9 protein-coding genes and 1 pseudogene are annotated in these 10,717 nt (G+C 59.0%); 7 read left to right on the forward strand and 3 right to left on the reverse strand.

The genetic code is table 11. The features are described 5' to 3' along the window. Window positions 1–64 precede the first annotated feature (64 nt). The gene (locus tag MKD38_RS06145; RefSeq protein ID WP_252675242.1) at window positions 65–1,762 is read right to left on the reverse strand and encodes a hypothetical protein; all 1,698 of its coding nucleotides are present in this window, start codon (window positions 1,760–1,762) and stop codon (window positions 65–67) included. A 4-nt stretch (window positions 1,763–1,766) separates the two neighbouring features. Then, the gene (locus MKD38_RS06150) at window positions 1,767–4,313 is read right to left on the reverse strand and encodes a phospholipase D-like domain-containing protein (RefSeq protein WP_252675243.1); all 2,547 of its coding nucleotides are present in this window, start codon (window positions 4,311–4,313) and stop codon (window positions 1,767–1,769) included. 212 nt (window positions 4,314–4,525) lie between these two features. Here MKD38_RS06150 and MKD38_RS06155 point away from each other — a divergent pair, with 212 nt between their 5' ends. From MKD38_RS06155 to MKD38_RS06185, 7 genes and pseudogenes are all read left to right on the forward strand, one after another. Further along, window positions 4,526–4,885, forward strand: coding sequence for an H-NS histone family protein (locus MKD38_RS06155; protein WP_252675244.1), 360 nt, complete (start codon window positions 4,526–4,528; stop codon window positions 4,883–4,885). Between the two features lie 667 nt (window positions 4,886–5,552). Then, window positions 5,553–6,233: a hypothetical protein gene (locus MKD38_RS06160; protein ID WP_252675245.1), complete on the forward strand. Its 681-nt coding sequence runs from the start codon at window positions 5,553–5,555 to the stop codon at window positions 6,231–6,233. A gap of 2 nt (window positions 6,234–6,235) precedes the next feature. Next, complete coding sequence (locus MKD38_RS06165) at window positions 6,236–6,550, forward strand: hypothetical protein (RefSeq protein WP_252675246.1); 315 nt, start codon at window positions 6,236–6,238, stop codon at window positions 6,548–6,550. Window positions 6,551–6,618: 68 nt separating this feature from the next. Beyond that, complete coding sequence (locus tag MKD38_RS06170; protein ID WP_252675247.1) at window positions 6,619–6,963, forward strand: hypothetical protein; 345 nt, start codon at window positions 6,619–6,621, stop codon at window positions 6,961–6,963. A 145-nt stretch (window positions 6,964–7,108) separates the two neighbouring features. Next, window positions 7,109–7,220: pseudogene (locus MKD38_RS06175) on the forward strand (H-NS family nucleoid-associated regulatory protein); the annotation flags it as partial. A 74-nt stretch (window positions 7,221–7,294) separates the two neighbouring features. Continuing rightward, on the forward strand, window positions 7,295–7,636 hold the full coding sequence (locus MKD38_RS06180; protein WP_252675248.1) for a tripartite tricarboxylate transporter substrate-binding protein: 342 nt from the start codon (window positions 7,295–7,297) through the stop codon (window positions 7,634–7,636). Next, complete coding sequence (locus tag MKD38_RS06185; protein WP_252675337.1) at window positions 7,587–7,796, forward strand: tripartite tricarboxylate transporter substrate-binding protein; 210 nt, start codon at window positions 7,587–7,589, stop codon at window positions 7,794–7,796. The genes MKD38_RS06180 and MKD38_RS06185 overlap by 50 nt, the downstream gene beginning before the upstream one ends. A 1,541-nt stretch (window positions 7,797–9,337) precedes the next feature. Here MKD38_RS06185 and MKD38_RS06190 read toward each other — a convergent pair. Continuing rightward, window positions 9,338–9,682, reverse strand: coding sequence for a hypothetical protein (locus MKD38_RS06190; protein ID WP_252675249.1), 345 nt, complete (start codon window positions 9,680–9,682; stop codon window positions 9,338–9,340). Window positions 9,683–10,717: the final 1,035 nt, after the last annotated feature.

Below are 10,717 nucleotides of genomic sequence, written 5' to 3' on the forward strand. Positions count from 1 at the left end.
TGAAGTCGAAGTTAACGAGGCTTCTGATAACACCCAACGCCAAATTACGCGGACATCGTACTTATCAGGCGGCAGCTGTCTGCAATCGTCGCAGGCCCTCTGCTGTGAGCGAGAACGCCCCAGCTCCCTCGTTGTGGACCAATAGACCACACTGTGCGGCAAGAAGCAGGGCATGCCGCAATCGGTCCATCAGAAGGTCGATGCCGACAAAATCTTCGCCGTCGCCCGTTCGCTCGAGGCCATGGTCCCCCTTGAGCAGTACGTAGCGGCTGCGGCCGTCCCGGGCGGCGCGCTCCTGTACGATGCCGAAATGCTGGAGCAACACGTAGTGCTGGATGATGTGCGCCATGAACGCCGCCGGCGAATCGTGCATGTGCACCAGCATGACGTCGGTGAGCTTCCCGAGCGTAAGCTGTTCATTCTCCAGCGCCTGGTCGAAATACGGGTCCGTTCGGAAGTTCCTCGCTTCGCTCGCGCAGTAGAGCAGGGCGACGTAGGCGCAACGCAATGCCTGGTCTTCCTCCTCCGAATTATGCGCAAAGTACCGCACGCTCTGCAGATACTCCAGCTGGGATTCGATACGTTGCGCGTATTCAAGATTCGGCCCGGCCGCAAAGAGCGTCGGCTCGTTGCCGCGCCAGTCTTCCAGCATCTTGACGAGACTTGCCACGTCCTTGCTGGAGTTCTCAGGCAGGAGCGTGAGCAGCTTCTCGCCCAGACCCTGCGCGCAGTCCAGAATCTCACGGGGCTTGTTGGTGACAACCGCCCGGTGTACCCAGGACTCGCACACTCGCAGGAGGACGCCTTGGGCAATCCGGACGTACTGTCGCAACTGCAAGCTGGCCCACCAACTCTGGGCCTGGACACAATCATCGAGCGCCAGCTCGTAGCTACCGTCGTGCGTGAGGCCACGGGCCATCGCAAAGCGGATGACGTTTTCCGGCACGCCGTCCTTGTACGCGCTCGTCTTCTGCTCGGCATAGATGGCCCGCAGCGCGAGGGTCAAGCCTTGCTGTCGGTACTCCCAGTTCGGCCCCAAAGTGAGTCCGTCCGGGGATTCCGGGTAGTACTGCTCGGTGAACGCGTCAATTTCGGCCTGAGACGGACTGAGCAGGTCGAGCATCCCGCCCATTTCCGCGACTTCCTCATCCGACACGTGTTGCTTGTCGATATCGGCGAGCCAGTCCCGACGGGGGTGTTTTGCAATGGCTTTCTCGTAGGCATCCGCCAACTTCTCGCCCGCATCCGTGAGCAGGTAAGCACCCCGGACACCCGTCACCTTCAGGCAGGGCATGCCATTGAAGATGCTGGGGCCGTACTGCACAGCTTGCAGGAAGTTGGCACCTGGGCTGGGCTCGTAGTCCGGGTCGCGCTCCATTGCCTTCTGGTCCTGAGGACCCACGATGACCTTCGTGCTCAGCTTCACCTTCGTGCGCCCCTCCGGGTAGATGCGCCCGCCGCCGGCGAGCCCCCGGATTTTCTGCCGCACGTTGTACCATCCCAGCAGCAGCTGGATTTTCTCAAGGCCATCCAGGGAAAGTGCCTCGATGTCCGGGTCGCGCTTGCGCCGGGCCGTCTCATCAATCTGGCGCACCATCCAGCAGATGGCGGAATACACCCGGATGAAGGCCACCACGTTGTTGATGCCCGGAAATACCGAGCGATAGAGCGCCTCCACGGCCGCATTCGTGCCCAGGGGGTCGAGCACGAAGTTGTCGGTGAGCGGGTCGGTGAAGTACGGCTTGTCGAGGTGCTGGAGCATGGTCTCAGTTCTTTTTGTAGCGGCCAGCGAGGCCGTGCAGGTCTAGGGCTGCGGTGTCGAGAGCGTAAAAGACGGGCCGCTGGCAATTTATGCACAGGCAGACCTGGTCAGAGCGCAGCCGGGAAGCGTCCTCCGACTGCAGTCGCCCGTAGCAACACGGGCAGGCCACCGGGCCAACGCTTCGCGCGAGCACACCGAATGCACCGCGTGTGCTCTTGCGGTGTTGCCATAGCGCCTCGAATGCCTTCTGGAAGCGCGGCGGGACCTTCGGCGCCAATTTCGTGCTCGGGTTCGTGACCAGTTCAATCAGAGCAACTAGCCGCTGGGACTGGGTCTGCTCGGCCTCGATGGCACCGGCGGCCTCCAGTGCGGCGCGCTTCATCTCCTCCGGGATGCGGTCGAACCGGTTCGTGCGCAGGGCCAGGCGCGCGCCCGCCGCAATCTCTCCCGGCTCCAGCGAGCGGCCGGCAAGTAACTCCATGGCCTCTTTGAGAGACGGCAGCGAAACCTGAGCGTTTGCGGCGACGGCACAGCACGCCATGGCCGAGAAGAAGGGCATCAAAATTCCCCGGTTATCCTCACCGTATTCGAAGGCGGCAAAGCGGGTCAGCCAACCCTGCAGCATCAACGCGAGATGGTCGGCTTCAAGCCCGCCACGGGCACCCTGCGCAAGGGCATGCTTGAGCTGTGCGCAGCCCGAGAGCTCGACCAGCAACGGGGCGACGGACGACCGGGCTTCCAGGGCGAGGCCTCTTGGAATGGCTTCCAGAAGTGCCTGATACAGTGCCTCAGTACGCTGGCGGCGCTCTTCGTCAGCCGAGTTGCCACCCGTGGTGAACTCAGACTTTTCCGTGGTCAGCAGCGCGCGCTTTACCGGCGGTGATGCCTTGCTGGCGGGTGCACCCGCCGAAGGTGGGGTATTGGCCTTACCCGGAGGGGTAGTCGGGGATTCTGTAGCAACGTCACGGTTCAGCCAGCGGAGTACGGCTTCGACCGTATTCCGGGTGAGGCCCGCCGGCGTTTTGGCCACGTGGGGCGCCTCGACGCTCGCGCGCCACTCGTCGTAGCTCATCTTGCGGACAGGCGCTGGCGCTGTTCCACTCCGGGGAGACGGCGGCAGCCGAACCGAGCCACCCGGTTCCCGCTTTTCGTGTGACTGGACATGGTTTTGCAGCCGCGAAAGCCAGCCAAAAATGGTGTCCAGGTCTTCCAGCCGGAATTCGTTGGCCATCACGCGGCTGGATGCCTTGGCGAGGTTGCGCTGGTTCTCATCGCCGGCCAAGTCGAGTTCGACGTTAATCCAGCCTTCGGCGTGCAAGTCCGGCCCTTCAACAATGAGTCGCAGTGCTCCGCGCGCATTGACCGACTGGCCCATTTTGACCGAGAACTTGCCGTTCTCCAGCCGGACGTCGTCCACCAGGGCCGCGCGCTCGTCGCCGTCCCAGATGGACAGCGTGACAAGCTTGGTGTCTCCGGCGGGTTCAATTTGGCCAACCAGCTCGTTGACTACAGTCCACGTGGCCTGGAGGGCCGGATTGCGGGCTGTCATCGATTCGACCTTAAACTCGCAAGGCGTGAACTCAACCGGCTCGGCCTTTGTCCATTTGAACGGCGACTTCGGCAGCCAGCGGATGAGGGACACCTCGACATTGTCCGTAGAGCTCAGGCTCTGGCCCGTTGCATTGACCGAGCCCGTCATGACGAGGGTGCCATTACTGCCCTCGAGCTCAAAGCACTTAGCGTGCAGCAGTCGCGGGTCTTCATCCTCACACTTTGCGATGACGTAGTCGGGTGTCTTGTCGAACACTTCCTCGTTCCTGAACGGCGCGATGAGTGAGCGCGCGTCCAAGCCGATACGAAGGGATTCGACTCCGATTTCCCCGGCGAGCTTCTGCACAGGCTCCCCGCTGGGCGAATGAAAGGGCGAAAGCACCGTCAGTCGGTTGGCATCGTCAACGCGCGCTGCATGGTCCAGGAACTGTTCGTCAGCAGGGGCGCTGAGCGTGTGCACGAGCCACGCGCGGCGAGCCGCTTCGTCGACCGTTCCGGCGCGCAAAAGCTGGCGAGCGGCCCGGCGTCGGTAGGCTTGAAGCACCTCGAGACTCTCTGTGGAAAATGCGTATTTTGCAGTGAGGTCCTGCAGAAAGTCGCCAAATTCGCCAAACACCGCAGGCTCCATATTGGAGCTCAAGGCGTCGATGACTTCCAGATTGCGACCGTGACCGGACATTGTCAGATTGGCGCTGGCCACCACGAGATGGTCAAGGTCTTCCCAGCCTTCCAAATAGGCGAGCTTGGGGTGAAAGACCGTGCTCTTCTCCATGTAGACCGGGATGACGCGGTAGGCGCTACCGGCGTAAAGGCTGGCGGCTTCATCGGTGGACTTGCAGGCCTGCCGCGCATCAACCACCACGTCAATCTGCTCGCAGTTGCCCTGCCGCAGCGCCGGCAGGATGAGAGCCTCGAACCAGGACAGACTGAACGTGAATGTCGTGAAGAGGGCTCGGCGCGGACGCGCCATCTTGATAACGGAAACAAGCGTATTGGACATGACCTCGGTAGCGGCAACCAGCGTCGTTTTTCTTTCTGTACCCCTGCGCACCACGGGTGGTGTTCTCTCGTTTGCAGGGCTCTCTTACTGCCAAATCCCGTGTGCATTTTCGCATAGGGTATGCGAAGTCAACTCCAGCCTTTAGAGTGGTAAATCCGAGACTGGACCGCCGAGTATATATTGATGGAGTTTGAATGCCTTAGAATGCCCTGATGCAGCAGCTAGTGACGCCTCTGTTCAACAAAGGTGAGCGAATCCTAACGATGCTCAGTTTCAACGCCCCCAACTCGCCCCTTGTTAATCGCCTCTCGGACACGCAACTACTACGGGAACGGTCTGCTGCGATTCTCTGGGTGAAGTCTCAAATGGCCAAGCACGGCATTGCAATTGATGACCTGGTTGCCAGTGGATGCTTTGCGGAAGCGACTCCGACCACCAATCGCCAGAAAGTCCATCTCGTTCGCTACAGAGACGCGTACGGCCATACCTGGGATGGCAACGGCGACTTACCCGAATGGCTTCAGCGCGCAGTGAATGCCGGCCAATCAGCTGACCATTTCAGGGCTTCGTAAGCACAGCGGTCTGGCTAGCAACCACCTTAGTTTTTACGACCGTTCGCGGTAGTCGTGCATTTTTCACCCACCAGTTCCCGACGTCCCGTAGGTCTCGGAACTTGGACACTTCCTGCGCCTATAAACGCGGACAGAGGGGATGGAGCCTCCCTCATGTCGGAGGGTCGTACTGATTTTCAAGAAGGGTCAACCTTCCGCAGCTTCTCGGTCCCTGTTTCGAAAACAGCTGGGCGAGGCATCACAGCCGCCGCATTTGCGGATGCAGAATGCACCGACTATTGGGGCAGAGAGTCAACTGCACAGTCCCCCTCTCATCAACATCTAGGCGGTGGAGGGCCTGACGCTGTAGTCGGCTTGACGGTCCCCAAGCGCATGTGTAGAGTGACTCTTGTCATGCACGGGAGTTGCGTCCCTGGAACCATCAACTACCGGTTGATTGGGCGAGCTTAGCCAGCCGAATCCGGAACGTCCGCATGATGAGGGGTGCAACCTGAGTAGGGTAAGGTGGCCGTTGTAGCCCTCCCGCTGGAACCACGGTTCCGAGCCAAGTCGTATGGCAGCGGATACAGCAACCGAGAACCTCGGGTCCCGATGACCCGTACTCGTATGCGCTTTCTGACCCTCAGAATGCGTGCTGTGTCACGTCCTTGTGAAAGGGAACTGTCATATGACTTCGAACATCAACGAATCCTCCACCACGATGGATGTCTGTTTCGACATCCTGCGCAAGCTGCGCAAGCGTGATGTGGTCGCGCCGACCGTAGAGGAAACCAAGCTTATTGCGGCCAATATCACCGACAAGGAAGAGGGGGAGAGCCTCGCCTTGGGCTCACGTGAGGTGGCTGAGCGCTTGTGTAAGCAGAAGGACCGCAACTTGCGTGAAGCGGGCATCTTTTTGCTCAAGGAGCTTAGCAGGCACGGAGACCCGTACGCCAAGTTGGCCCATGCTTGGCTACGCTGGAAGAAAGGGCCGCTCAAGAACCATCCCCATGCACTGGAGCTGATTGACGAGTTACTCGAGTACCCCTGGCTTGAACGTGAGTGGCCGTATTGCCAGTATGTGCGTGCCAAAGTCGGAGAAGTGTACCTTCTGAAAGGTTTGCTGCTATTCCGAGGCGACAAGGTCAAGCGTAACTATGGCGTAGCGCTCGACCATTTCTATTTTGCTGGCTTTCACTGCCCGAGCGGCGAGGCCGCATGGTTGTTCGCACAGTTCCATGCACAGAATGCCAAAGGAGATTTTGCGGGCAAGGCCAAACCGCAGGCGGCTCTGTACCAGGCAGCCATGGCCAGGGCTGAAGCGTTGGGTTATGTCGTCGAGACGCACGTTGAAGGCGAGGAGGCGTGAACATGGACAAAAGCACATATGGTCCGTGCGGCCCAACGCAGTTCGACCTGGGATTTGCTCATGGCGCGGATGCTGACGAGGCCCCCTCGGACCTGAAGTTTCAGTCCCGCGTTCCGGCGTACCAGGTCGGTTTCATCGTGGGTCGCAGCTTCTGCACCGCAGTCAAGCAAGGTAACCATCACGCAATGGTTGCCACGGCTGCCAGGCTGGGCTCTCGCTATGGGGTTCCGCCGGAAGACATCCTTGATGTGCTCGGCTTGTCGCAGGCGCATCAGGAGGCTTTCCGTAAGGCCTACGCGAAACCGAATACCTACTGACCGCATCTGGGCATCTCACCTGCTGGTTGATGTGCCCGCACCCTACTGAATCCAAGGAGCCCACCATCATGGCAACCGTAACCGGACAAATTACCTTCGTCATCACCGACGTCGCTACGGGGGAAGAGGAGTACCAGACTCTCGGCGCGAGTGAGTTCGATATCGAGTGTGAGGCAATCGAGCGGGAGGACGACAAGCAACGCGAGCATGTTTTCATGAAGTACCGGGGTGACGCCTTCGAGGGAAATGCTTGCTTTACGGCCGTCCTGTACTACGAGGTTTTTGGCTGGAACATTTTCGAGCACTGGGTAAGCTACGAGAACGTTACGTCTGGCTACAAGGTCACGATTGCTGACGATGAACCGGATGACGGGTTTTCGGTCACGGCGATTGTGGATTTGAACGAGGACTAAGGTTCTGGGCCGCGTACGGTGATTGAACAAGGGCTCTCGAGCGTTACGAGAGCCCAATTCATTTGTTCCTATAGTCCAGACTTTACTGGGATGCTAAGTTGGCTCACCACTCTCGCCACTCAACCATCCAATGGTCCGTCCCGTTCGCTACAGAGACGCAGAAGGCAATAGCTGGGATGGCCGTAGTGACCCGCCCCGAATGGCTTCAGCGCGCTGTGAATGCCGGCCAATCAGTTGACCATTTCAGGGTTGCATGACCGCTCCCTCCGCTGCATCGCTCCTGCAATTTCCTCAGCGCACCACGCGGGTCAGCCAGTGACAACAGCGATTGATGAACGAAATGGGCATCGAGGTCTTGGGGGACGCCGCAGGTGCCGTTGCCCGTCTGGTGTCTACGCAAATGTCCAAGACGCTGGGGCAGTCCATCGTCATCGACAACCGGGCTGGCGCGGGAGGCAACATCGGCACGGATATCGCCTCTCGCACGAAACCGGATGCCAGCACCATCATGCTTGCTACGGTAGCCTCGCACGGCCTGAATTCTGCGCTTTACAGCCGGTTGAACCACGACCCGATTAAAGGACTTTGCTCCAATTGGGCTGATTACGACCTCGCCAGGCGTGATGCTCGTTCCCAAAGACTCTCCATATCGTTCTGTACGGGAGCTGATTGAAAAGGCGCGTACCCTTGGTCAGCTGAACTATGGTTCAGGCGGTGTGGGCTCAAGCCAGCATCTCGCGGGCGCGGTAATCAAGAAGCTGGCCAACGTGGATGTAGTACACATCCCGTTCAAAGGCACCGCCCCTGCAATGACCGACCAGATGGCCGGCTGAGTCGACTTCGTCATTACGACAGGAGCTCTCGGAGCAAGGTTCACTGCCGGTCAAGCCGATAGGGGTGGATGAGTTCTGGACATTCGTCAAGAAGCAAATGCCCATCGCTGCCGAACAAGTTCGTATTTCCAGGGCAAAAAGCGGATTAGAGACTATGTGCCACTGCGCATTATATGCACGGGACATGAGTTGTCGACGTCGTGCGCGAGTCTTCGACACCGCACGACGCACCCCTATTACAAGGGGACGAAGCAGCAGACTGACGGCTCTTGCAAGGCCTAGGGGCGCGCCCGAGAAGGCAATCAAATCGCCCCACGAATGGAATGCATGCTACGCGTGTGGCGTGACAGTATTGTCCAAATCTGCTGTCCGCTGGGCTACTTGGACGAAAACCCAGTTCTTGGTCGGAACGACCCGGTGAAAGCCTTTAACGATGACGCAGAGACATTCCTTCGCATCCAACGTGTGTGCACCGCGCAGCGTACCCGTTTCTGCGCGCACTTGGTAGCGAGCTCGTACCTCCCCTGCAAGAAGCCTCCAAGGGCCGGCGTGGCAGCCAGGATTCGAGACAGGAAGAAAGACTCGTCCACATCGCCAAGCACCCAAGGGCGTGCATCGGACGCCCGGCACCCAGCCGACACTCTGACACAAGGCGATAACCGACCACCAAGCTTCTTAACACTTCGGAGCTATGGTTCTTGCCACAGCTCAATTCTCAACCAAAACTTTTTTTGGTAAACGTAGCGAAGCAGTTTAGCCTTGGAGTCCATGTAGCTAGAGCGGAACGGGGTAGCTGGGGTTTTCTTGGAGCGGAGTCCCTCTTGAACCAGTTGCCTGCGCACATGCAGCGCCGCCTGTTCGAAGGCTCTCAGATTGAACGGCTCCGACATTCTGAAAACTTCGCTGTGACGTCCCTTGTTGTCAGGAGGCGTTCGTCAAATGCCGCACATAGGGAGATGAAGTTAGCGGCGGCAGCTGCAGCACCTGGCTCCCCAAGCAGCAGGAACCGGTTTCCGCCACGAGTGAGGACCGTGCGCGCGGTGAAATCCAGTCGAACGATTGGAGGGGTTGCCCAATACTTGCCAGTACCAATGAACCTCCCAACGACGTGCCAGTCACCACGGTAGGTCTCCAACAATCGCCATTCTTCAATTTGGCTCTCGTTGGCCAGGGTCGCTGGTGTTGCGGTCACAATCGACATAGTCTGGCACTACATCCACTGATACTCGCCTGTGATGTCTTTTGAGCCAGTGACCTTGTTATCCCATGTCGCAATCAACCAGAAGAGCCGCCACAGCCCATTGTCGCGACTTGGAGGACCAGACAGGACAAAGCGCACACCCCGCTCAGTCACACCTGTCCGCGTATCCGGGGTGAAAGACGTGATGGGAGGACTGACACAGTACAGACCGGTACGCGTGCATATACCCACGAAGTGTTTGGTGCCACTGTAGGTCAGCAGTACTCGCCAGTTCCTCAGGACGGAATCGCCAGCGATATCTCTTGGCTCCGACAGCCACACAGGCATAAATTCCTCCTTACTAGCCCTGAACGCGAGGGGAGTCCTCCTCTGGCTGCCCTGAGTACTCGCTGCTGACATCTCTTTTCTCAGTCACGCCATTGCGTAGCGACCAGAAGCTCCACACATGCAAGGCATCCTGGTCGAAGCCAGGCTCCCCAGAAAGCACGTATCGCCTGCCGCTGCGCGTGATGCCTGCCCGCAATTTGACATCATAGGAAACAATGGCCGAGCTCACGCGTCCTGAATGGTTCTCCACACAGTAGCCGACGAAGTGATGTTCGCCTCGTTCCGTCTCATAGACTCTCCAGTGTTGGAGTGTGATGTCGGGCTGCTCATCGACACCCATGACGGACCAGATTGGCATGAGTAATCCCCGCCACGACAACGCGGCATGCCGCTGTTTGCTGCGCGAAGACAGCCCAATGTCGCCTCAGTCGTCGGCAAACCACCCCACACCGGCATTGACAAGGGAATGTTCAGCCGCAATACGGACGTGCAGCAAGGGTCCGGCTCACGTGTGAGCAAGGCAATGGAAAGCCGTCTTGCGATGGCGCGCCTGCAAACAAGATTGGGAGATTTGTTGCCAGGATGTAGTTCTGCTTGTAGCGGCAACATTGAGGCGCCACTGGGGCGCGTGACTGGAGTGTAGGACGTTCCGCGGCAGATGCAAGTTCGCAGTTCGCATGCCCTGGAGCAGGGCGCCAATTGTGACGCGGTCCTTATCTCCCTGCGCCGGGCATGTCGATGGGCTTCCGACTACCACTTGCCATCAAGAAAGTCCTCCCACAAACTCAGGCGAATGCACTCACCTGCCTTATCCACACCTGCAATCAAAGTACGAGTCAAGGATTTGAGATTGCGCTCAAAAAGTGCACGGGCCGGCTGAGGAATCTCACTTAGGCGAACGTACGAGAGAGAGCCAGTGCGGTGAATGGGAGCGTCGGGTAGCGTCGGTCTGGGCGGCATATCCTCGCGACCAGTCATCGCAACGATGGTACACCTGGCGACAAGGTCCCCAGACGGATTCGCCGAAACGCGGATAGTTGACGAGTTCGCCGCGGGCAATCATCCCGAAGGGCTCCTCGTGAAGGACCATGGAGTAGGTACCCAACCGGCCGCCCGCAACACGAGCGATGTCTCCAGTCGCGAGAATTTTCTGGCCGTCCTCGTGGCCGCCTGGCAGCAGTCCAACTGCGAAGCATTGCAGTCTCCATCCATATTCGACTCACACATCCGCGGGGATGGTGGCGAAAATTACGCGCAGCAATACTCCCCCTTTCGCAGAAAGGAACCGTAGTCATCGAGTGAGCGTGAGCATTACGGATGGCCACGCCAGCGGCTAACGAGCGTCGTAACGCGATATGGCGTATGTAGTTCGGCGCGCGTCGGCACCTCACTG

The sequence above is a fragment of the Cupriavidus sp. WGlv3 genome (assembly GCF_023952475.1).
Lineage (GTDB): Bacteria > Pseudomonadota > Gammaproteobacteria > Burkholderiales > Burkholderiaceae > Cupriavidus > Cupriavidus phytorum.

Bases quoted from the DNA above. Each gene is read 5' to 3' on its own strand.
- MKD38_RS06160 (WP_252675245.1), top strand. From the start codon at position 5,553: ATGACTTCGAACATCAACGAATCCTCCACCACGATGGATGTCTGTTTC.
- MKD38_RS06165 (WP_252675246.1), top strand. From the start codon at position 6,236: ATGGACAAAAGCACATATGGTCCGTGCGGCCCAACGCAGTTCGACCTG.
- MKD38_RS06155 (WP_252675244.1), top strand. From the start codon at position 4,526: ATGCAGCAGCTAGTGACGCCTCTGTTCAACAAAGGTGAGCGAATCCTA.
- MKD38_RS06180 (WP_252675248.1), top strand. From the start codon at position 7,295: ATGAACGAAATGGGCATCGAGGTCTTGGGGGACGCCGCAGGTGCCGTT.
- MKD38_RS06170 (WP_252675247.1), top strand. From the start codon at position 6,619: ATGGCAACCGTAACCGGACAAATTACCTTCGTCATCACCGACGTCGCT.
- MKD38_RS06150 (WP_252675243.1), bottom strand. From the start codon at position 4,313: ATGTCCAATACGCTTGTTTCCGTTATCAAGATGGCGCGTCCGCGCCGA.
- MKD38_RS06145 (WP_252675242.1), bottom strand. From the start codon at position 1,762: ATGCTCCAGCACCTCGACAAGCCGTACTTCACCGACCCGCTCACCGAC.
- MKD38_RS06185 (WP_252675337.1), top strand. From the start codon at position 7,587: ATGCTCGTTCCCAAAGACTCTCCATATCGTTCTGTACGGGAGCTGATT.
- MKD38_RS06190 (WP_252675249.1), bottom strand. From the start codon at position 9,682: ATGCCAATCTGGTCCGTCATGGGTGTCGATGAGCAGCCCGACATCACA.